The 19,923-nt window shown below is 62.9% G+C and carries 19 protein-coding genes; 13 read left to right on the top strand and 6 right to left on the bottom strand.

What is annotated here, in order from left to right:
- The first annotated feature begins 12 nt into the window (after nt 1–12).
- Nucleotides 13–1,338, top strand: coding sequence for a glycolate oxidase subunit GlcF (glcF, locus tag CGZ66_RS23300; RefSeq protein ID WP_095088419.1), 1,326 nt, complete (start codon nt 13–15; stop codon nt 1,336–1,338).
- A gap of 22 nt (nt 1,339–1,360) precedes the next feature.
- Here glcF and CGZ66_RS23295 read toward each other — a convergent pair whose 3' ends face one another.
- Together CGZ66_RS23295 and CGZ66_RS23290 are read right to left on the bottom strand one after the other, a co-directional pair.
- The gene (locus CGZ66_RS23295; protein WP_095088843.1) at nt 1,361–2,281 is read right to left on the bottom strand and encodes a bifunctional 5,10-methylenetetrahydrofolate dehydrogenase/5,10-methenyltetrahydrofolate cyclohydrolase; all 921 of its coding nucleotides are present in this window, start codon (nt 2,279–2,281) and stop codon (nt 1,361–1,363) included.
- Nucleotides 2,282–2,549: 268 nt separating this feature from the next.
- A complete protein-coding gene (locus CGZ66_RS23290) occupies nt 2,550–3,293 on the bottom strand; it encodes a L,D-transpeptidase (RefSeq protein ID WP_095088417.1) in 744 nt (247 codons plus the stop codon).
- A 213-nt stretch (nt 3,294–3,506) separates the two neighbouring features.
- Between CGZ66_RS23290 and CGZ66_RS23285 the strand changes: the two genes are divergently transcribed.
- Nucleotides 3,507–4,145, top strand: a complete 639-nt coding sequence (locus CGZ66_RS23285; RefSeq protein WP_095088415.1) for a DNA-3-methyladenine glycosylase I — start codon at nt 3,507–3,509, stop codon at nt 4,143–4,145.
- Between the two features lie 52 nt (nt 4,146–4,197).
- On the opposite strand, the gene CGZ66_RS23280 is transcribed toward CGZ66_RS23285, so the two are convergent.
- Complete coding sequence (locus tag CGZ66_RS23280) at nt 4,198–4,452, bottom strand: hypothetical protein (protein ID WP_095088841.1); 255 nt, start codon at nt 4,450–4,452, stop codon at nt 4,198–4,200.
- Between the two features lie 251 nt (nt 4,453–4,703).
- Here CGZ66_RS23280 and hisS point away from each other — a divergent pair, with 251 nt between their 5' ends.
- From hisS to CGZ66_RS23245, 6 genes are all read left to right on the top strand, one after another.
- Nucleotides 4,704–6,209 carry a histidine--tRNA ligase gene (gene hisS / locus CGZ66_RS23275; RefSeq protein ID WP_095088413.1) on the top strand — a complete coding sequence of 502 codons (1,506 nt, stop codon included), beginning with the start codon at nt 4,704–4,706 and terminating at the stop codon, nt 6,207–6,209.
- Between the two features lie 178 nt (nt 6,210–6,387).
- Nucleotides 6,388–7,509 carry an ATP phosphoribosyltransferase regulatory subunit gene (locus CGZ66_RS23265; protein ID WP_095088411.1) on the top strand — a complete coding sequence of 374 codons (1,122 nt, stop codon included), beginning with the start codon at nt 6,388–6,390 and terminating at the stop codon, nt 7,507–7,509.
- On the top strand, nt 7,506–8,204 hold the full coding sequence (gene hisG / locus CGZ66_RS23260) for an ATP phosphoribosyltransferase (RefSeq protein ID WP_095088409.1): 699 nt from the start codon (nt 7,506–7,508) through the stop codon (nt 8,202–8,204). Before CGZ66_RS23265 ends, hisG begins: the two co-directional genes overlap by 4 nt.
- Nucleotides 8,205–8,285: 81 nt before the next feature.
- A complete protein-coding gene (locus CGZ66_RS23255) occupies nt 8,286–10,058 on the top strand; it encodes an AMP-binding protein (protein ID WP_095088407.1) in 1,773 nt (590 codons plus the stop codon).
- Nucleotides 10,059–10,226: 168 nt separating this feature from the next.
- Complete coding sequence (locus CGZ66_RS23250; protein WP_095088405.1) at nt 10,227–11,330, top strand: calcium:cation antiporter; 1,104 nt, start codon at nt 10,227–10,229, stop codon at nt 11,328–11,330.
- Nucleotides 11,331–11,395: 65 nt separating this feature from the next.
- Nucleotides 11,396–12,043, top strand: a complete 648-nt coding sequence (locus CGZ66_RS23245; RefSeq protein WP_095088403.1) for a class I SAM-dependent methyltransferase — start codon at nt 11,396–11,398, stop codon at nt 12,041–12,043.
- Between the two features lie 141 nt (nt 12,044–12,184).
- Here CGZ66_RS23245 and CGZ66_RS23240 read toward each other — a convergent pair whose 3' ends face one another.
- Nucleotides 12,185–12,862, bottom strand: coding sequence for an MIP/aquaporin family protein (locus tag CGZ66_RS23240; RefSeq protein ID WP_095088401.1), 678 nt, complete (start codon nt 12,860–12,862; stop codon nt 12,185–12,187).
- Nucleotides 12,863–13,175: 313 nt separating this feature from the next.
- Here CGZ66_RS23240 and CGZ66_RS23235 point away from each other — a divergent pair, with 313 nt between their 5' ends.
- From CGZ66_RS23235 to CGZ66_RS23225, 3 genes are all read left to right on the top strand, one after another.
- Entirely contained in the window at nt 13,176–14,465 is a 1,290-nt protein-coding gene (locus CGZ66_RS23235) for an RsmB/NOP family class I SAM-dependent RNA methyltransferase (protein ID WP_095088399.1), read from the top strand.
- Nucleotides 14,466–14,605: 140 nt separating this feature from the next.
- Nucleotides 14,606–15,064, top strand: coding sequence for a PaaI family thioesterase (locus CGZ66_RS23230; protein WP_095088397.1), 459 nt, complete (start codon nt 14,606–14,608; stop codon nt 15,062–15,064).
- Between the two features lie 4 nt (nt 15,065–15,068).
- Nucleotides 15,069–15,704, top strand: a complete 636-nt coding sequence (locus CGZ66_RS23225; RefSeq protein WP_095088395.1) for a 5'-methylthioadenosine/S-adenosylhomocysteine nucleosidase — start codon at nt 15,069–15,071, stop codon at nt 15,702–15,704.
- 12 nt (nt 15,705–15,716) lie between these two features.
- Here the strand turns inward: CGZ66_RS23225 and CGZ66_RS23220 are convergent, their stop codons facing one another.
- Nucleotides 15,717–16,034 (bottom strand): ligand-gated ion channel, encoded by a 318-nt coding sequence (locus CGZ66_RS23220; protein ID WP_095088393.1) that lies wholly within the window; start codon nt 16,032–16,034, stop codon nt 15,717–15,719.
- Between the two features lie 83 nt (nt 16,035–16,117).
- On the opposite strand from CGZ66_RS23220, the gene CGZ66_RS23215 reads away from it, so the two are divergent.
- On the top strand, nt 16,118–16,621 hold the full coding sequence (locus tag CGZ66_RS23215; protein ID WP_095088391.1) for a MarR family winged helix-turn-helix transcriptional regulator: 504 nt from the start codon (nt 16,118–16,120) through the stop codon (nt 16,619–16,621).
- A 55-nt stretch (nt 16,622–16,676) separates the two neighbouring features.
- Entirely contained in the window at nt 16,677–18,239 is a 1,563-nt protein-coding gene (gene guaA / locus CGZ66_RS23210; protein WP_095088389.1) for a glutamine-hydrolyzing GMP synthase, read from the top strand.
- 532 nt (nt 18,240–18,771) lie between these two features.
- Here the strand turns inward: guaA and CGZ66_RS23200 are convergent.
- Nucleotides 18,772–19,677, bottom strand: coding sequence for a LysR substrate-binding domain-containing protein (locus tag CGZ66_RS23200; protein WP_280952823.1), 906 nt, complete (start codon nt 19,675–19,677; stop codon nt 18,772–18,774).
- Between the last annotated feature and the right edge of the window lie 246 nt (nt 19,678–19,923).

Here is a 19,923-nt window from a genome sequence, read left to right as displayed (position 1 = left end):
GACTAGAACGCGATGCAGACCAATTTTTCGCTTGCCCAGCTTGCCGATCCGCATGTCGCGGAATCGGAGAAGATCCTGCGCAAATGCGTGCATTGTGGCTTCTGCACCGCCACCTGCCCGACCTATGTCACGCTCGGCAACGAGCTCGATTCGCCGCGCGGGCGCATCTACCTGATCAAGCACATGCTGGAGAACGGCCGTCCCGCCGACAAGGAGATCGTCACCCATATCGACCGCTGCCTGTCCTGCCTTGCCTGCATGACCACTTGCCCCTCGGGCGTCAACTACATGCATCTGGTCGACCATGCCCGTGCCCATATCCAGGAGACCTACAAGCGGCCGCTGCTTGACCGCCTGACCCGCGCCATGCTGGCCTTCGTGCTGCCCCATCCCGCGCGCTTCCGCGCAGCGCTCAGGCTGGCGAGGCTGGGCAAGCCGTTCATTGGCCTGTTCGGGAAGGTCCAAGCGCTGAAGCCGCTCAGCGCGATGCTCAAGCTCGCCCCGGCATCGATCCCCGCAGTCTCACCGATGGCCTCGCCGGGTATCCACGCCGGGCAAGGGGCCAAAAAAGGCCGCGTCGCCATCCTCACCGGCTGCGCGCAATCCGTGCTTGATCCTGCCATCAATGAGACGACGATTTCGCTGCTGACGCGGCTCGGCGTCGAGGTCGTGGTGCCGCAGGGCGAGGGCTGCTGCGGCGCGCTGGTCCATCATATGGGGCGGGAACAGGCTGCGCTTGCCTCGGCGAGGCAAAATGTCGACGCCTGGACGCGCGACATCGAACAAGGCGGGCTCGATGCCATCGTCATCACCGCATCCGGCTGCGGTACGACGATCAAGGATTATGGCTTCATGCTCCGTCTTGATCCGGCCTATGCCGACAAGGCCGCGCGGGTGTCGGCGCTGGCCAAGGACATCACCGAGTATCTCTCAGGCATCGAGTTGCCCGAGCCGGTGCGCAAGCCGGGCACGGTCGTTGCCTATCATTCGGCCTGTTCGATGCAGCACGGCCAGAAGATCACCCGCCAGCCGAAGGAATTGCTGACCAAGGCCGGATTCATCGTGCGCGAGCCGCGCGAGGGCCATCTGTGCTGCGGTTCGGCCGGCACCTACAACATCCTGCAATCTGAGATTTCGGCCAAGCTGCGCGACCGCAAGGTGAAAAACATCGAGGCCACGGGGGCCTCGATCGTCGCCACCGGCAACATCGGTTGCATCACACAGATCGCGACCGCGGCGAAGATGCCGGTGGTGCACACGATCAAGCTGCTCGACTGGGCTTATGGCGGGCCGAAGCCGGAAGGCGTTGCGGAAGACAGCCTGATCGCCGCCGAGTAGGCCTCGTAGCCCGTCTCGGTGCTTACTCGGCCGCCAGCCTGTCGGCCGTGCCGTATGTCGCTTCATAGAGCGCGCGCTGCCTGCTGAGCGCCACCATCGTGTTGCGCAACAGGATCGCGACTGTGATCGGGCCGACGCCGCCCGGCACCGGCGTGATCCAGGAGGCGACTTCGCGCACACTTTCGGTGTCGACGTCGCCGACGATACGGCTGGACCCGTCAGGCCCGATCTCGGAATTGATGCCGATGTCGATGACCGCCGCACCCGGCTTGACCATGTCGGCCTTGATCAGCCGCGGCTTGCCGACGGCGACGAACAGCGCATCGGCGCGACGCGCATGCGCGGCAACCGATCGCGTCATGTGATGGCAGACCGTCACCGTCGCGCCTTCGCTCATCAGCAGGAAGGCGATCGGCTTGCCGACAATTTCGGAATGGCCGACGATGACGACTTCCAGCCCCTTGAGGTCGAGGCCGGTCTCCTTCAGCAGTTCGACCGAGGCGGCCGCGGTGCAGGGCGCGAGGTCGAGCTGGTTGTAGACGATATTGCCGATCGAAGCCGGATGCATACCCTCGACATCCTTGAGCGGATGCACCGCCGCCTGCAGCGTCCGGACCGGGATATGTGCCGGCACCGGCCGCTGGATGATGATGCCGGTGACGCGAGGGTCGGCGTTCAGGCCGTGGATGGCCGCTTCCAGTTCGCCTGATGTGATGGTGGCGGGAAAGCGCCGTTCCTCGAAATCGATGCCGGCCAGTTGCGCCTTGGCGCGCTGGTTGCGCACATAGACATCCACCGCCGCGGTGTCGCCGACGGTGATCGAGATCAGCTTGGGCGGAAACCCCTCGGCTTTGGCGATCGCTGCATCCTCGCGCACGGCGGCAATGATGCGCTGGGCAACCGGGCCGCCCTTGAGATAGCGGCTGTCGTCGGACAGGGACATGGGTGAACTCTTTTGCTTGGTTGCTGCCGACATAGCAAAAGAACATCGCCAAGGGCAGCGCGAAAGCGAACCGTCATGCTTTTTGCGCGACGTGCCCCCCAAGGGAGTGTCTCGCTGACCCTCAGGCTCCGGTCGAAACGGAAAGGGCAGCGCGGTTTCCCGTGCTGCCCTTCCTGACGGCCGCATCCCCATACGGCCCGTCCCCCGTATCTTCAGACTGGTCGCCAAAAGCGAGGTGCTTTGCCGGCCAAGTGATTCGTCGCCGGAACTATATCACCTCGACCGTGGTTCCGACATTGACCCGTTCATAGAGGTCGACGACGTCCTCGTTGCGCATGCGGATGCAACCTGACGACACCGCGCCGCCGATTGTCCATGGCTGGTTGGTGCCGTGGATGCGATATTCGGTCGTGCCGATATAGAGCGCGCGTGCGCCGAGCGGGTTCTCCATGCCGCCGGCCAGGTAGGTCGGCAGGTAGCGGCCCTTGGCGGCCTCGCGCTTGATCATCTGCGCCGGGGGGCGCCAGTCCGGCCACTCGCGCTTGTTGGTAATCTTGTGCGTGCCCGACCATTCGAAGCCGGGTTTGCCGGTGCCGACGCCGTAGCGCCGTGCCTTACCGTTCTTCTCGACCAGAAAGAGGAAATTCTGGGTCGTATCGATGACGATCGTGCCCGGCTTCTGCGGGCCGTCATAGGCGACTTCCTGCGGTAGGTAGATCGGGTTGATCTGCGGACGCATGACCATCCGCTTGGAAGGCGGCTGCACGGCCGCCGTCTGCACCCGGTCAGGCTGCCCCGGTTGAGCGTAGCGCAGGCGCGGCTGCTGCACGACCTGGCGGTTCTGGCGAACGATGCCGGGCGCATGGCCAAGCTGCAGCACCCAGGGGGCGGAAAGGTCGGGGCTTACCATCACCGGCGGCCTGTCGGCGTAGCGATCGCCGGCGGTTGAAGGCGTGACGCCTGCGGCAAACACAGCCACGGCGCCGAGCACGGGAAACAGAACTGTCTTCATCGGAACGCACCTTGATCGTCTGACACAACGGGGTGGAAACGCTCCCCGGTTCGGCGATCATTGGCGCGCAAGCAGCAACCGAAACATGAATCGGAATGCGTAAAATGCGCTGTTGTCAGTAAACCTTTTGGTGTGGTTACCGCTGGGTTCAGGAATCTGGTAAAGCCGCAGTAAATGCAGCGCAAAGGCGCATTAACGGACGGATCTTTGGCTATGGAAAAAGAAAACACCGGCTTGCGCGCCGGCCCCGACGGTGTCGCGCGTTGCTTCTGGCACGGCAATCTGCCCGACTATCTTCACTACCACGATGATGAATGGGGCCGGCCGGTGGCGGACGACCGCAGGCTGTTCGAAAAGATCTGCCTCGAGGGTTTCCAGTCGGGCCTGTCGTGGCTCACCATCCTGCGCAAGCGGGAGAATTTTCGCGAGGCCTTCGCCAATTTCGAATTCGACAAGGTAGCCGCTTTCACCGACAAGGATGTCGAGCGCCTGCTTGGCAATGCCGGCATCATCCGTCATCGCGGCAAGATCGTCTCGACCATCAACAACGCCAAGCGCGCCCGCGAAATGGCCAATGAATTCGGCTCGCTGGCGGCCTGGTTCTGGAAGTTCGAACCCGGCAAGGACGAGCGTCCCGAAATCGTCGACCTCGCCCATCTGCGCGGCAACCCGACCACCGCTGTCTCTGTTCGGATATCGAAGGAGCTGAAGAAGCGCGGCTGGAGCTTTGTCGGCCCGACCACGGTCTACGCCTTCATGCAGGCCATGGGCCTGGTCAACGACCATCTCGAGGGCTGCGTCTGCCGCAAGCAAGTCGAGAAAGAGCGAAAGGCTTTCAAGCGGCCGAAGTAGTGGCGCTTGCATCCCCTTGTGGGGAGCCGCCCGAAGGCGCGGGTGGGTACCTTCAGGTGCCGTTGGCACTGGCCAGGAAAAGCCCGGCGACAATCGCCACCACCGTGGCCACGGTCGGGTAGATCACCAGCAGGCCGGTCATCAATGCGTCGCGCATGGATGGTCCCTTGCCGGTGTCGGCCGGTATCTCGAACGGACCGGCGGCCTGGCTGACGATTTTCTGGTCGTGGATGTCGGCTGGACGCAGGCGCGCGGGCAAGTCGCCTGCGCTGCCGCCGATGGCATGGAATCTCGCTGTGCTGGTCATGGCCCGAACCCCTTCGTGTCGGCGCGACTTATCGGCTGCGATTGTGTCGGCACGATGCCGCACCCATGGCGGGATTGTTTCATTTTTGGTGCGTTTTTGTTTCGAGGGCGGTTCGGCTGTGCCTTCTCCCGGCGGGGAGAGGCAAGGCGGCAAACCCTTGCCGCACAAAGCTGCATCGGTTAGGACACGCGCGCTGCGGAAATAGGAAATTTCCTGCCGCACATCGCCACGAAACACCGAGTACCCATTCCATGGCCGATAAATCGGAAAAGACGAAAGCGCGGCTGCCGCGCGGTTTTGCCGACCGCAGCGCCGAAGACATCCGCGCCGTCGAGAAGATGATGGCGACGATCCGCTCGGTCTATGAGCTCTATGGTTTCGAACCGGCCGACCAGCCGCTGATCGAATACACCGATGCGCTGGGAAAGTTCCTGCCCGACCAGGACCGGCCGAACGAAGGCGTGTTCTCCTTTCAGGACGATGACGATCAGTGGCTGTCGCTGCGCTATGACCTGACCGCGCCGACGGCGCGCTTCGTCGCCGAGAACTACGAGCGGCTGCCAAAACCCTACCGCAGCTATCGCTCCGGCTGGGTGTTCCGCAACGAGAAGCCAGGCCCCGGCCGCTTCCGCCAGTTCATGCAGTTCGACGCCGACACGATTGGCACGCCGGGCGTGGCCGCCGACGCCGAGATGGCCATGATGATGGCCGACGTGATGGAAGCGCTCGGCATCAAGCGCGGTGACTATGTCATCCGCGTCAACAACCGCAAGGTGCTGGACGGCGTGCTGGAGGCGATCGGCCTTGGCGGCGTCGACAATGTCGGCCGCCGGCTGACGGTGCTGCGGGCGATCGACAAGCTGGACAAGCTAGGGCCGGAAGGCGTGAGACTTCTGCTTGGGCCGGGGCGTTGGGATGGCGGCAAGGAAGGCGAGGGCGACTTCGCCAAGGGCGCCGGGTTGAATGACGGACAAGTCGAGGCAGTTCTTCGCGCGACAGCGAGGAATGCACAGGCCGGCCAGGATTCCAGCGTCAGCACGAATGCGGTCTACCAGGAAGGCGTTGGCGAGCTCTCGACGATCGAAGCCCTGGTCCGGGCAGCGGGATACGCCGAAGACCGCATCGCCATGGACCGTTCCGTCGTGCGTGGCCTAGAATACTACACCGGCCCAGTCTTCGAGGCCGAACTGCTGGCCGAGATCCCCAATGAGGACGGCCAGATCGTCCGCTTCGGCTCGGTCGGTGGCGGCGGCCGTTATGATGGCCTCGTCTCGCGCTTTCGCGGCGAGCCGGTACCGGCGACCGGTTTCTCCATTGGCGTCTCCCGGCTGATGACCGCGCTGAAGAACCTCGGCAAGCTCGACAGCGCTGATGTGATCGCGCCGGTCGTCGTGCTGGTCATGGACAAGGACACCGACAGCCTCGGCCGCTACCAGAAGATGGTGGCGGCGCTGCGGGCTGCCGGCATCCGTTCCGAAATGTATCTCGGTGGCGCCGGCATGAAGGCGCAGCTCAAATATGCCGACCGTCGCGGCTGTCCGGTCGCAATCATCCAGGGCGGCGACGAGCGCGCCAAGGGCGAGCTGCAGATCAAGGATCTGATCGAGGGCGCTCGCATGTCGGCTGAAATCACGGACAACGCCGAATGGCGCGCTGCGCGCCCGGCCCAGGTGACGGTTGCGGAAGGCGAACTGGTCGCCGAGGTGAAGAAGATCTTGGCGGCACAGGCCGCCGATCGCGCCAAAGGTGGCGCTTGAACACCCCCCTCTGGCCTGCCGGCCATCTCCCCCGCAAGGGGGGAGATTGGATGTCGCGAGCGCTTTCGCCAATCTTCAACGTTGGAAAAAAGGCGCGGGGCTTGCAACTGCCGATCTCCACCCTTGCGGGGGAGATGGCCGGCAGGCCAGAGGGGGGTGCCTCGCGCCCATCCGATCAATGACCTCCCGCTACCCTGCCATATCAGTCGACATCATCAATCTCTTCGCCAAGCGCAACACGCATGCGGTCGAGGTTGCGGTGCTGCAGCCGGCCGATCCGTTCCTCGACATGGCCGGTGAAGACCTGCGCCGGCGTATTTTCCTCACCGAAAGCGAAACCGGCCAGGCGCTGTGCCTGCGGCCGGAATTCACCATTCCGGTCTGTCTCGACCACATAAGATCGCAGGCCGGCACGCCGCGCCGCTATTCCTATCTGGGCGAGGTGTTCCGCCAGCGCCGCGAAGGCGGTAACGAGTTCTTTCAGGCCGGCATCGAGGATTTGGGCGATCGTGACACCGCCGAAGCCGATGCCCGCTCGCTGGCCGACGCGCATGCGCTGCTTGCCCTGGTGCTGCCCCGCCAGGCGCTGGCTATCACACTCGGCGACCAGACCATTTTCGAGGCGGTGCTGGCCGCCCTTGGGCTGCCGCGCGGCTGGCGCATGCGTCTTGCCCGCGCCTTCGGCTCGGCGCCGATGCTGCAGGCAGCACTCGCCGATCTCGCCAACCCGCCACGCAACGGCCAACTCTCCCGTCCGGTCGCTTCCCTTGTCCTCGACGGCGATCTCGAAGGTCTGTCCGCGCACATCGCCAGTGGCATGGAAGAGGCCGGCCTGTCGGCCTCCGCTGGGCGCTCGCCAGCCGACATAGCGCGTCGACTGATCGAGAAAGCTGAGTTGCGCAGCGTACGGCTATCCAACGAGGCCTTCGCGGCACTAAAGAGTTTTCTGGCGATCGACGTGCCGCTCGATGGCGCGGCCCAGGCGTTGGCGACCTTCGCCGCCGGTGCCGGGCTCTCGCTGGGTGCGGCGCTGGAGAATTTCGCCGCCCGCGCCAAGGCGATCGAAGCGCATGGCTTGCCGACGGGAAGAATCCGCTACGACGCTGCCTTCGGCCGACCGCTCGACTATTACACCGGCCTGGTCTTCGAAATCGCGGCGCAAGATGGCGAACGGCCGCTGGTCGGTGGCGGTCGCTACGACCGGCTGCTGACGCTGCTTGGCGCCAAGACGCCGATCCCCGGCGTCGGCTTTTCTGTCTGGCTCGATCGCATCGACGCATTGCGGGAGACGGCGCCATGATCACCCTGGCAATCCCGTCGAAAGGCCGGCTCAAGGAGCAGGCGCTGGAGGTACTGGCCAAGGCTGGGCTCGCCGTCAGCCTGCCCGGCGACGAGCGCTCCTATCGCGCCCGCATCGAAGGCTCGGAAGGCATCGAAGTCGCCTTCCTGTCGGCTTCCGAGATTGCTGGCGAGATCGGCCAGGGCGCGGTCGATCTCGGCATCACCGGTGAAGACCTGGTGCGCGAGAACCTTGCCGACTGGGAAACCCGCGCCGAAATCGTCGCCCGTCTCGGCTTCGGCAATGCCGATGTCGTGGTCGCCGTGCCCGACATCTGGCTCGACGTCGACACCATGGCCGATCTTGACGATGTCGCCGCCGATTTTCGTCAGCGCCATGGCCGGCGGCTCAGGATCGCCACCAAATACTGGCGGCTGACGCAGCAGTTCTTCTCGCTAAAACACGGCATCCAGGTCTATCGCATCGTCGAGAGCCTCGGTGCGACCGAAGGGGCGCCGGCGGCGGGCCTGGCCGATGTCATCGTTGACATCACCACCACCGGCTCCACGCTGCGCGCCAATCATCTCAAGGTGCTCGGCGACGGCCTGGTTTTGCGCTCGCAGGCCTGTCTGGTGGCGTCAAAAAAGACGCGCGCGGCGGCGGATGAGGCGCTGCTGCGCGATGTGGCCGCGAAGATGGCGGCCATCGTCAGCTGAGGATGCCCTCCAGTACCATCGACGGGATTTCCACCATCCCGGCGGGCTGATAGGCTCGACCCGTCCTGGGAGGAGACAGCGATGCCGATCAATCTCGACGAGCTGAAGAATGCCACCAATTTGCGCGGGCGTGGATCGCGCAATGGCGATGTCTTCGTGGCACCCGTCGACGGCAAGGCGCATGTTTCCGGCGAGCGCTCGACGCCGCTGCTCAACAAGACCATACCCGCGCTGTTTTCCGACACCGCCAGCAGATACGCCACGCTCGATGCCGCGGTCTTCGTCGACCAGGACAAGCGCTTCACCTGGAGCGAACTGTCGGACACGGTCGATGCGTTGGCCGCCGGCTTCCTGGCGCTGGGCCTTGAAAAGGGCGATCGCGTCGGCATCTGGTCGCCCAACCGATGGGAATGGCTGGTGACGCAATTCGCCACCGCCCGCATCGGCCTGATCCTGGTCAACATCAATCCGGCCTACCGGCTGACCGAGCTCGACTATGCCTTGAACAAGGTCGGCTGCAAGGCGCTTGTGACCGCGGTCAAGTTCAAGACCTCCGACTATCTCGGCATGATCGAGACGCTGGCGCCGGAGCTCGCGACCGCCACCCCCGGCAAGCTCAAGGCAAAGCAGCTGCCGGCGCTGAAGATCGTCATCCGCATGGGTGAGGACAACTCACCCGGCATGTTCAATTTCGGTGATGTGCTGGCCATGGCCGGGCGCGACGAGCATGACAGCCTCGACCGCATCTCGGAGGGGCTGAAGCCCGGCGACGCCATCAACATCCAGTTCACGTCAGGCACGACAGGGGCACCCAAGGGCGCGACGCTGACCCACAACAACATCGTCAACAACGGCAATTTCGTCACCTCGGCGATTAAGCTGACCGTCGACGACCGGCTGTGCATCCCGGTGCCGCTCTATCACTGCTTCGGCATGTCGATGGGCACCATGGGCTGCGTGTCGAAGGGCGCGACCATGGTTTTCCCGGGCGAGGGATTCGACGCCGGCGCCACGCTGAAAGCGGTGGCGAATGAGCGCTGCACCGGGCTTTATGGCGTGCCGACCATGTTCGTAGCACTGCTCGATCATCCGGACTTCCAGTCCTTCGATCTCTCCAGCCTGCGCACCGGCATCATGGCCGGCTCGCCATGCCCGATCGAGGTGATGAAGAAAGTGGTGTCGCTGATGCATATGTCAGAAGTGACGATCGCCTACGGCATGACCGAGACCAGTCCGGTGTCGTTCCAGAGCGGCGTCGACGACCCGCTGGAAAAGCGTGTCTCGACGGTCGGACGCATCCACCCCCATGTCGAGGTCAAGGCAGTCGATGCCGACGGCGCCACCGTCGCCGTCGGCGCGCCGGGCGAGCTGTGCACGCGCGGTTATTCGGTGATGAAGGGCTATTGGGACGACGGCGACAAGACCCGCGAGGCGATCGACACCGATGGCTGGATGCACACCGGCGATCTCGCCACCATCGATGCCGAGGGCTATTGCAACATTGTCGGCCGGGTCAAAGACATGGTCATCCGCGGTGGCGAGAATGTCTATCCGCGCGAGGTCGAGGAATTCCTCTACCGCCATCCCAAGGTCAGGGAAGTGCAGGTGTTCGGCATTCCAGACCCAAAATATGGCGAGGAGCTGTGCGCCTGGATCGTGCTCAAGCCAGGCCAGATCGCCACCGAACAGGAGATCAAGGCCTTCTGCGCCGGCCAGATCGCCCATTACAAGATCCCGCGCCACATTCGCTTCCGCACCGAATTGCCGATGACGGTGACCGGCAAACCGCAGAAGTTTTTGATGCGCGAGGCGATGGTCAAGGAACTGGGGCTGGTGACGCAGAAGACGGCGTAAGGGGAGCAACGCTTCGATTTTGAATGCAGCCAATGTCGCGATCCCGCGGCATCGTTTGGAGCCGCGGGCTGACGTTGTTTGTGAGGGACGAATGGGGGGTCTTCCGGACATTGGCGAAGGTGCTTCCCATGGGTTTTCCGCAAGTTTTGCAAACGCATAGGGGCCTGAATGCGTGGTTTCGGACGATCGGTGATCTCTTATGCGATGCCCTTGGCCGCCTTGATGATGGCTGTCGCAGTCAGGGCAAGCGGGCTGTCGGTGGATGAAGGTTCACTGGGCGTCAGGATCCTTGTCGGAGGGCTTTCGAGTGCGATTATGTTCACCACCATTTTCGTGGTGCTCGACCATGCAGAGGCGGTGGCTCGGCGTGTAGGAGAACCCTACGGCACATTGGTGCTGACTTTTGCCGTGACGGCAATCGAAGTGTCGATCATCGTTTCCATGATGCTGCATGGAGAGAACAACCCCACGCTTGCACGTGAGTCCGTCTTTTCAACGATGATGATTACATCTACCGGCGTTGTCGGCATGTGTCTCGCGCTTGGCGGCTGGCGTCATCGCAAGCAGGCAATTGTTCGACAAGGAACCAGCGCATATTTGGCGGTTCTGGCCGCGCTGACCGTCATGACGCTTATTCTGCCAACCTACACACAAACTACGGGCCCTGGCACATTTTCAGCTGCTCAACTGGGCTTCGTAGCCGTGCTTTCAGTGATGCTCTATGCAAGTTTTGTGTTCGCTCAGACTGTCCGGCACAGAGACGACTTCGTCCAAGGACAAGAACACGACGTTTCGATGCGGACCGCCCCTCACGAAAGCGTCGCTGTCAGTACTTTGCTCCTGTTGATCGGGCTGATTGGAATTGTCATGCTCGCCGAGCAAGTCGCCGCAGGTGTTGAAGATACGCTCGTTGCCTACCAGGTGACCCAGTCCGACAGCATTGTGGGAGCATTGATCGCCGGGTTGGTTTTGATGCCGGAGGCCATTTCGGCGGTTCGCGCTTCACTTCACAATGAGCTGCAACGCGGCTTGAATGTTGCGATGGGTTCCGCATGCGCTACAATTGGCTTGACAATACCGGCGGTCGCAGCCGCCAGCCTGCTGACGGGGAGAGGCTTAACTCTTGGGCTTCCATCGACTGACGCAGTACTTCTAGTTCTAGCACTCTTCATATGCAATGTAAGTTTTAGTACCGAAAGAACAACGTTCCTGACTGGCATGGTCCATATCGTGGTATTTTTTACGTATATATTTCTTATATTTATACCATGACCGGTTTGCGCCCAGATCCGCGGTTGGCTGTGATTTAGGAATTCGGAATCGGAGGCCGCGCGCTGATGTTGGACAATTACGAGGTGGACGAGTTTGGCGTGATCCACCAGATCGACTTCACCCCGATCAAATACGACAAGCAATACATTTCCTATTACGAGGACCTGAGTGACCGGACCATCAAGCTCGGATATCAGCGACTTGGCTGGGTGCTTGGAATCACCGGCGAGATTCCCCGGTCCGTGCTGGAGATTGGATATGGCACGGGCACATTCGTCGAGGCCGCGAAAATAACCGGAGTCGCCGACTGCGCCGGCTGCGACATCGCCAGGTTTCCGCTGCCCAAGGGCGTCCGCTTTGTCGATTGGGATGAGGCGCTGGCAAGTTCGTGGGATCTTGTCGCCATGTTCGACGTGCTGGAGCACATCCCGGATCTGGGTTTCCTCGCCCGCCTTCAGGCCCGCTATCTGGCCGTCGCTGTCCCTTATTGCCGCTGGCGCGAGCTCGGGGCCGACGGCGACGCGTGGTTCCAGACGTGGCGCATGCGTCTCCCCAACGAGCACCTGCACCACTTCGACTGTGACTCGCTGGTGGCACTCCTCGCACACTGCGGCTTCGAGTGCGTGACACTGAACTGCTTCGAAGACGGAATCAGACTGCGGCCCGGCGAAGCGGGTCCGAATATTCTGTCCGGCTTCTTTAGAAAGCTATAGGCGAGTTCCCCCCGCGCGCTCGACCAAGCGTGCGAAAGCGGGCGAGTGAGGTATGGCCCTGTCGTTGGGACGTGGCAGGGTCGGCAAAAAAAGGCACGGGCCACGGCCCGCGCCTTTTTTTCGTATTCAAGCGTCCAAAACTCAGTCTTTCTCGAAGACGCGTGCCTTGGCGACGACGCCGGCAATGGCGCCGCCGATCAACGGTGCAACGATGAACAGCCAGAGCTGGCCGATCGCAGCACTGCCGGAAAACAGCGCCGGGCCGATCGAGCGGGCCGGATTGAGCGACGTACCGGTCACCGGGATGATGGCGAAGTGCAACCCTGCCAGCGTCAGGCCGATGACCAGCCCGGCGAACGCCGTCGAGTGCTTTTCAGCGGTGACACCGAGGATCACGGTGACGAAGGTGAAAGTGCCGATCAGTTCCCACAGGAACGCCGAGCTGACGCCCCATTTCGCCACGTCCCAACCATTGGCGCCGAAGCCGCCGGTGTGTCCGCCGACCTGGCCGGAGACGATGATCCACAATGCCAGCGAGGCCAGAATGGCGCCGATGATCTGCGCAATCCAGTAGGGGATGACGTCCTTGGCTGGCAGCCGGCCGGCAAGGAAGACACCGAGCGTCACCGCCGGATTGAGATGTGCGCCTGAAATCGGGCCGATCGCATAGGCCGCTGCAATGAGACCGATGCCGAATGCCAGTCCGATGCCTTCCTGGCCGAGCGGCAGCGCACCGCCGAAGCCGCCCGTCACCACCGAAGCCGTACCGATGAACACCAACAGAAATGTGCCTAGAACTTCCGCCAGATAAGTCTTCATTGCCCTCTCCTCGTCGCAATCCGCCGGTCCACGTTTTCCGTGCCGCGAATCATGGCGGCAAGAGTATTCGCAACCGAAAAACTTGGGAAGCAGAGCGATTGCGCCACAAGCCGTGCTTGCATTTGCGAACATTAGAGACCTTTCATCTATTGATCGATCCGTGCCGCGAGCCAAGGACATCTACTGGTCTTGTAGGTTTGGCGGCCGGGTTAGGATTGCGTCGGCTCGCGGGACGGAAGCGGGGGTTCATTCCGGACGTGAAAGGCTCTATGAGCAGGCCCGAAGACAATGTACTCGATTGGTGGAATGACGAATGCGACTGGGCGGACGGCTGGCGGCAGCCATCGAAGTGCTGGAAGACATCGGCCGGCGCCATCGGCCGGTTGCCGACGCGCTGAAGGATTGGGGCCTGTCGCACCGCTTCGCCGGCGGCGGCGACCGTGCCGCGATCGGCAACATCGTCTATGACGCCTTGCGCCGCAGGCGTTCCGCCGGCTGGCTGCTCGGCGAAGACACGCCGCGCGCCATCGGCTTCGGCGCGCTGCTGCTCGAATGGGGCCAGACGGCGCAGTCGCTCAACGAGGCGCTCGAGGGTGACAAATTCGCGCCACCGCTGCTGACCGCCGCCGAGCTGCAGGCCATTTCCGAACGCCGGCTCGCCGATGCGCCGGCCGCGGTGCGGGCTGACATACCGGATTGGTGCGTGCCACTTTTCGAGAAAACCTTCGGCGCCACCTGGGCCGATGAGGGTGCGGCGCTGGCGACGCGCCCGCCGCTCGACCTCAGGGTCAACACGTTGCAGGCCAACCGTGACAAGGTGCTGGCCGAACTGACGGGAACCGGCGCGAAACCAGCCGCCATCGCGCCGCAAGGCATCCGCATCCCGCCGATCGATGGCGACGGCAGGCACCCGAACGTGCAGGCCGAGCCGGCTTTCCAGAAAGGCTGGTTCGAGGTCCAGGACGAGGGCTCGCAGATCGTGGCCGCCCTTGCCGGCGCCGAAGCCGGCATGCAGGTGCTCGACTTCTGCGCCGGCGCCGGCGGCAAGACACTGGCGCTGTCGGCAGCGATGGGGAATACAGGCCAGATCTTCGCCCACGATGCCGAAAAGGCGCGGCTGGCGCCGATCTTCGACCGCATCCGTCGCTCGGGAAACCGCAATGTGCAGGTCGTCACCAAGCCGGCGGAACTCGCCCCGCTCGAGGGCCATATGGACATCGTGCTGGTCGACGCGCCTTGTACCGGCAGCGGCACCTGGCGGCGCCGTCCCGATGCCAAATGGCGGCTGACGCAAAGACAGCTCGACGCCCGCAAGGGCGAGCAGTCGGCGATCCTCGAAGCGGCCAAAGCCTATGTCAAACCCGGCGGCCTGCTGGTCTACATCACCTGCTCGGTGTTCGACGAGGAGAATGGCGAGCAGGTTGCAGCGTTCCGCGACTGCAACAGCGGCTTCGTCCCGGTCGATCACCGGGCGCTCCGGGACAGTCGTTTTCCCGGCCATAAGACGGCCGCGCGGATCGGTCCGTCCGGCGACATCTCGCTGTCGCCGGCGCTGAGCGGCACCGACGGATTTTACTTCTGTGCGTTGCGCAGGCCGGCCTGACCTCGTTGGATATTGCCAATCCTTGACGGATGCTTGCCCCCAGCCGGCGGACGATGCCGATTGCTGCAGTGCAGCAAAAGCATTTGCCTGCCGCCCGTGCCTCTGCAATAAGCTTATCCGCATAAAGGAAGGCAGCGGCCATGGCAGCAAAGATCGTACCCGCCCCGGACTATGAGGATCGCGTCAGAACCTCCTTCGCGCGCCAGCAGGCCATGGCCACGATCGGCGCCGAACTGACGCTGGTGACGCCGGGCATCATCGAGATCGAGATGCCCTATTCGGCGGCACTGACCCAGCAGCACGGTTTCCTGCATGCCGGCGTCATTTCGACAGCGCTGGACTCGGCCTGTGGCTATGCCGCGTTCTCGCTGATGCCGGAAAACTCCGGCGTGCTGACCATCGAATTCAAGGTCAATTTGCTCGCGCCGGGCAGGGGCGAACGCTTCCTGTTCCGCGGTTCGGTGACAAAACCCGGCCGCACCATCATCGTCGCCGACGGCCAGGCCTATGCCTTTGCCGCCGACGGTGAGGCCAAGCTGATCGCCACCATGACCGGAACGATGATGACGGTGGTCGGGCGTGATGGCATCGAAGGCTGATCCGATGGGTAAGATTGTGCGGCTTGGCGGCAAGGGCGTCCTCTTCGTGATGGCTGCCGAGGCCGAGTATGGCCCGCACCTTAAGCGGCTGTTCACGCCGCTGATGACCGGCGTTGGACCGGTCGAGGCCGGCGTCAGGCTGGGCGCCGAACTCTCGTTGCTGAAGTCTAGGAAGACCCTGCCGGACCTCGTCGTATCGCTCGGCTCGGCCGGCAGCCGGACGCTGGAGCAGACGGAAATCTACCAGGCCGTGTCGGTCAGCTACCGCGACATCGACGCCTCGCCGCTCGGCTTCGAAAAGGGCGCGACGCCTTTCCTTGACCTGCCGGTGACCGTGCCGCTGCCGTTCAGGATTCCTGACCTGAGGGAGGCAACGCTGTCCACCGGTGGCGCGATCGTCACCGGCGCCGCCTATGACGCAATTGCCGCCGACATGGTCGACATGGAGACTTTCGCTTGCCTGCGCGCCTGCCAGCTGTTCGACATCCCGCTGATCGGGCTGCGCGGCATTTCCGACGGCGCGGCGGATCTGCGGCACGTCGGCGACTGGACCGAATATCTGCACGTCATCGACGAAAAGCTGGCCGGAGCGGTCGGGCGGCTGGAACAGGCGATCGGCGATGGCTTGCTGAGCGCCTGACCGGAAATAGCATCAAGCCGCCAGGCTCTCCGGATCGCCGAAATCGATGCGCGAAATGCGGCCGCGTACGGCGCCGGCTGCATCGACATAGTCGATTGCTCCCGGCGAATGATCAAGTTTCCAGGAGCCGGTGGGGCCGTCTTTCCATTCGACCTTATAGCCGTCGTCGAGCAGCATCCAGATCCCATGGAAAAGGGTACCGTCGGGCAGCAGCATATGCACCCGGTTCTCGTTTTCGTAGTGGATGAAGGCATCCTTGCCGCCCATGTCGATGACATGCGTGGTGCCAACCATGATAACGGCCAGCATGTTCCTGTCGAGAATTGTCATGGTCCCTGTCCGGGCTTGAGTTCGAAAGAGCCTCGACGCAGTGATTATCGTCAAGTATCTTGACTATACGGAGCCGGGATAAAATGGTCAAGGAGCTTGACGAAAAAATCGAAACCCTGCCGGATCACGTCGGCTGGCGCCTATGGCAGGCAAGCCGTGCCTGGCAGGCCGAATTCGCCGCCGCGATGCGCGCCGCCGGTCACGGCTGGTTCACCGAAGCACGCGCCGGACTGCTTGGGCACATCACCAGGAACGGCATGCGCCAGTCGGCGTTGATCGAACGCTCGGCAATCTCCAAGCAGGCGATCCAGCAACTGCTCGACGGCCTCGAGGCGGAGGGGATCGTCGAGCGTCTACCCGATCCGCAAGATGGTCGCGGCAAGCTGGTGCGTTACACCAGCAAGGGGCTGGATGCCTTGCGCGACGGCGATCGGGTCAAGATGGAGATCGAGCGGCGCTATGTCAGTCGCATTGGAGAGGAGCGGTTCACGGCGCTGATGGGCGCTTTGCGGGCGCTCGCGGCCGGACAGGCTGCGGCGATGGATGAAGACACTGGCGCTCAAGGTGAAGTCGTGGAATCGAAGTGACAGCAAGACCTCGCAACCCATTGCGTCGACTCATTTCTTTCTCTAAACGCTCGCCATGAAAACAGCCAATCATCCCGACACCGTCCTGATTGTCGATTTCGGCAGCCAGTTTACGCAGCTCATCGCCCGCCGCATCCGCGAGGCCGGCGTGTTTTCCGAGATCGTGCCGTTCCAGTCGGCCGAGGCGGCGTTCAAGCGTATCAATCCGAAAGCCGTGATCCTGTCCGGTGGCCCCGCCTCGACGTCGGACATTGGCAGCCCGCGCGCGCCGCAAATCGTCTTCGATGCCGGCGTGCCGGTGCTTGGCATCTGCTATGGCCAGATGGCGATGTGCGTGCAGATGGGCGGCGTCGCCGAAAGCTCCGATCATCGCGAATTCGGCCGCGCCTTTGTCGAGATCGAGAAGGACAGCCCGCTGTTCGAGGGCCTGTGGGCGCCCGGCCAGCGCCACCAGGTGTGGATGAGCCACGGTGACCGCGTCATCTCCTTGCCCAAGGGCTTCGAAGTGTTCGGCAAGTCCGAAGGCTCGCCCTTCGCCATCTTCGGCAATGTCGAGCGCAAGATGTACGGCATCATGTTCCACCCCGAGGTGGTGCACACCCCGGACGGCGCAAGGCTGCTGCGCAACTTCGTCCACAACATCGCCGGCATCGAGGGCGACTGGACCATGCGCGCCTATCGCGAACACGCGGTCGCGGCGATCCGGAAGCAGGTCGGCAAAGGCAAGGTCATCTGCGCGCTGTCGGGCGGCGTCGATTCGTCGGTCGCCGCACTTCTGATCCACGAAGCGGTCGGCGACCAGCTGACCTGCATCCTCGTCGACCACGGGCTGATGCGCAAGGACGAGGCGGCGGGCGTGGTGGCGATGTTCCGCCAGCACTACAATCTGCCGCTGATCCTGGTCGATGCCGCGGACAAGTTCATCTCGGCGCTGGAAGGCGAGGCCGACCCGGAGAAGAAGCGCAAGACCATCGGCCGGCTGTTCATCGAGGTGTTCGAGGAGGAGGCGAAGAAGCTCGGCGGCGCCGACTTCCTGGCGCAAGGTACGCTCTATCCCGACGTCATCGAGAGCGTCTCCTTCACCGGCGGCCCGTCGGTGACCATCAAGTCGCACCACAATGTCGGCGGCCTGCCCGCGCGCATGAACATGCAGTTGGTCGAGCCGCTGCGCGAACTGTTCAAGGACGAGGTGAGGGCGCTCGGCAAGGAGCTCGGCCTGCCCGAAAGCTTCATCGGCCGGCATCCGTTCCCAGGCCCTGGCCTTGCCATCCGCTGCCCCGGCGGCATCACACGCGAAAAGCTGGAGATCCTGCGCGAGGCCGACGCCATCTATCTCGACGAGATCCGCAAGGCCGGCCTCTACGACGCCATCTGGCAGGCCTTCGCCGTGCTGCTGCCGGTGCAGACTGTCGGCGTGATGGGCGATGGCCGCACCTACGAGTTCGTCTGCGCGCTGCGCGCCGTCACCTCTGTCGATGGCATGACGGCGGATTTCTACCACTACGACATGGCGTTCCTGGGTGCCGCCGCCACCCGCATCATCAACGAAGTCCGCGGCATCAACCGCGTCGTCTACGACGTCACCTCGAAGCCGCCCGGCACAATAGAGTGGGAGTGACGGGTATTCGGCGGCAATAGCGGAGCTTCGGCAGCGATTTGCGCTGCCGTTCTGCCCGTTCCATACTCGCCCCAAGTGGCGTTTATCCACTTCTCAACACTAGCAAATCCAATCTGCATCCAAGTCCCGGCCTGTGTAAAGCCGCCTCAGAGGGCAAGAGAGTTCTAGCGTAAAATAGCGTACAATTAGGCGGGTTTGCTTTGTACCCGGCTCGACATAGCAGTCGCTGCAAGCGCAGCTAAGCCACGCCATGATCCTCGCAAATTCCGATCATAGATCGCCAGATGCGCTACCGTGCCAGAGATGGAGCGACAGGGCGAAGGCGATCCTCGCCGAAGTCGAAGCAGCGGTCGCCACGTGGCGTGAGGAGGGGCGGGCGCTTGGGATGAGCCCAGGAACTGGAGAGCTTCCCGACGCGTTCGAACACAGCGAAAGACAGGCCGCCCAAAGGCGCTGCAATGACGCCGGAAAGCTTGTAGTCCTGGTTGAGATGAAGTCGCGACCACGTCAGGTCGAAGGCTCTGCCGCACGGCTAGAACAGGTGAACGCCTCCGCTCATATTCTCCTCAAGCGCCGTCCGGAATTCCCGTTCGAACGCCTGTTGCAGCATGGACGAAACCTGCGCTCTGTTTCTGGTCATGTAGATGTCGCACATAAGATTCGGGCTGAAGGGGCGTATCGTCAATTTGCCTGCCCATCTGGCTGCGGAGAACGGGTCGACGATCGACACGCCCAGGCCTTGCGCGGCCAGAGCGCAAGCCATATCGGCGAACGGTGTTTCGAAACGATAGTCGACGGCAACGCCGGCGTGATCAAGCACGCGTTCAATATCCTGTCGTGTTCGATCTTCGCGGCCAAGCGCAATGAAGTTTTGTCCCTCCATCTGGGGCGCAACAATCAAGCTGTCATCGGCGAACGCATGGTCGAGCGGCGCCACGCAGACGCATTCCGTCTGGAAGATCAGATCGCAGGCGATGGCGGGATCCACGACCGGCATCTGAATGAGGCCGAGGTCGATCTCCTTGTTGGCCGTCAATTCCGCGATCCGCAAGGAGGCTGCCGGAAACAGGCTCATGCGAGCCTTGGGGTGGCGCCCGGCAAATGACTTCAAAAACCGCGGCAGCACGATGCTTGCCAGAGCCGGATACACGCCGATCATCAGGCGCCCGGCTTCCAGTTGCTGAATATCGCCAGCCAGGCGTCTTATCCTCGCCATTCCCTTGACGATCCGGCCGACCTCTTCATTGAGAAGCAAGGCTTCCGCCGTCGGAACCAGGCGCCCAGCCCGACGAATGAAGAGCGGGATCTTCAGCGCATGTTCCAGATTCGAAATATGCGCGCTGACCGAGGGCTGGGCGATATGCAGGAGGTCGCTCGCGCCCGTCACCGTGCCTGCCTCCATGACGGCCCGGAAGGCCTCAAGCTGCTTGTAGTTCATCACCATCCCTGCGCGGCTTCGCGTTCGCAAGACCATAGGAAAAAGCTATAATCTGCGCAAGATTTTATATTGGAATGCTTCGCAAGATTACGCTCTAATCGATCGCAGTAAGCCGTTTTTGGTCTGAATTGGATCGATAATCGTCACTGAGGGGGAACTGATGACCCACTCTGGCCCGAGTGAGATTATTGTTTTTTTCTATCGTTGGCGGCAGGCCGTAGCGGTTCATAAGAAGAGAGGGACTTT

The organism is Mesorhizobium sophorae, assembly GCF_002270415.1.
Lineage (GTDB): Bacteria > Pseudomonadota > Alphaproteobacteria > Rhizobiales > Rhizobiaceae > Mesorhizobium > Mesorhizobium sophorae.
Note: the sequence above shows the minus strand (reverse complement) of the source record. Positions and strands in the feature narration are given on the sequence as shown.

Excerpts from the sequence above, each read along its gene's own strand:
- glcF (WP_095088419.1), top strand. The coding sequence starts at position 13 with ATGCAGACCAATTTTTCGCTTGCCCAGCTTGCCGATCCGCATGTCGCG.
- CGZ66_RS23295 (WP_095088843.1), bottom strand. The coding sequence starts at position 2,281 with ATGTCCCTGTCCGACGACAGCCGCTATCTCAAGGGCGGCCCGGTTGCC.
- CGZ66_RS23290 (WP_095088417.1), bottom strand. The coding sequence starts at position 3,293 with ATGAAGACAGTTCTGTTTCCCGTGCTCGGCGCCGTGGCTGTGTTTGCC.
- CGZ66_RS23285 (WP_095088415.1), top strand. The coding sequence starts at position 3,507 with ATGGAAAAAGAAAACACCGGCTTGCGCGCCGGCCCCGACGGTGTCGCG.
- CGZ66_RS23280 (WP_095088841.1), bottom strand. The coding sequence starts at position 4,452 with ATGACCAGCACAGCGAGATTCCATGCCATCGGCGGCAGCGCAGGCGAC.
- hisS (WP_095088413.1), top strand. The coding sequence starts at position 4,704 with ATGGCCGATAAATCGGAAAAGACGAAAGCGCGGCTGCCGCGCGGTTTT.
- CGZ66_RS23265 (WP_095088411.1), top strand. The coding sequence starts at position 6,388 with ATGACCTCCCGCTACCCTGCCATATCAGTCGACATCATCAATCTCTTC.
- hisG (WP_095088409.1), top strand. The coding sequence starts at position 7,506 with ATGATCACCCTGGCAATCCCGTCGAAAGGCCGGCTCAAGGAGCAGGCG.
- CGZ66_RS23255 (WP_095088407.1), top strand. The coding sequence starts at position 8,286 with ATGCCGATCAATCTCGACGAGCTGAAGAATGCCACCAATTTGCGCGGG.
- CGZ66_RS23250 (WP_095088405.1), top strand. The coding sequence starts at position 10,227 with ATGCGTGGTTTCGGACGATCGGTGATCTCTTATGCGATGCCCTTGGCC.
- CGZ66_RS23245 (WP_095088403.1), top strand. The coding sequence starts at position 11,396 with ATGTTGGACAATTACGAGGTGGACGAGTTTGGCGTGATCCACCAGATC.
- CGZ66_RS23240 (WP_095088401.1), bottom strand. The coding sequence starts at position 12,862 with ATGAAGACTTATCTGGCGGAAGTTCTAGGCACATTTCTGTTGGTGTTC.
- CGZ66_RS23235 (WP_095088399.1), top strand. The coding sequence starts at position 13,176 with ATGCGACTGGGCGGACGGCTGGCGGCAGCCATCGAAGTGCTGGAAGAC.
- CGZ66_RS23230 (WP_095088397.1), top strand. The coding sequence starts at position 14,606 with ATGGCAGCAAAGATCGTACCCGCCCCGGACTATGAGGATCGCGTCAGA.
- CGZ66_RS23225 (WP_095088395.1), top strand. The coding sequence starts at position 15,069 with ATGGGTAAGATTGTGCGGCTTGGCGGCAAGGGCGTCCTCTTCGTGATG.
- CGZ66_RS23220 (WP_095088393.1), bottom strand. The coding sequence starts at position 16,034 with ATGACAATTCTCGACAGGAACATGCTGGCCGTTATCATGGTTGGCACC.
- CGZ66_RS23215 (WP_095088391.1), top strand. The coding sequence starts at position 16,118 with ATGGTCAAGGAGCTTGACGAAAAAATCGAAACCCTGCCGGATCACGTC.
- guaA (WP_095088389.1), top strand. The coding sequence starts at position 16,677 with ATGAAAACAGCCAATCATCCCGACACCGTCCTGATTGTCGATTTCGGC.
- CGZ66_RS23200 (WP_280952823.1), bottom strand. The coding sequence starts at position 19,677 with ATGAACTACAAGCAGCTTGAGGCCTTCCGGGCCGTCATGGAGGCAGGC.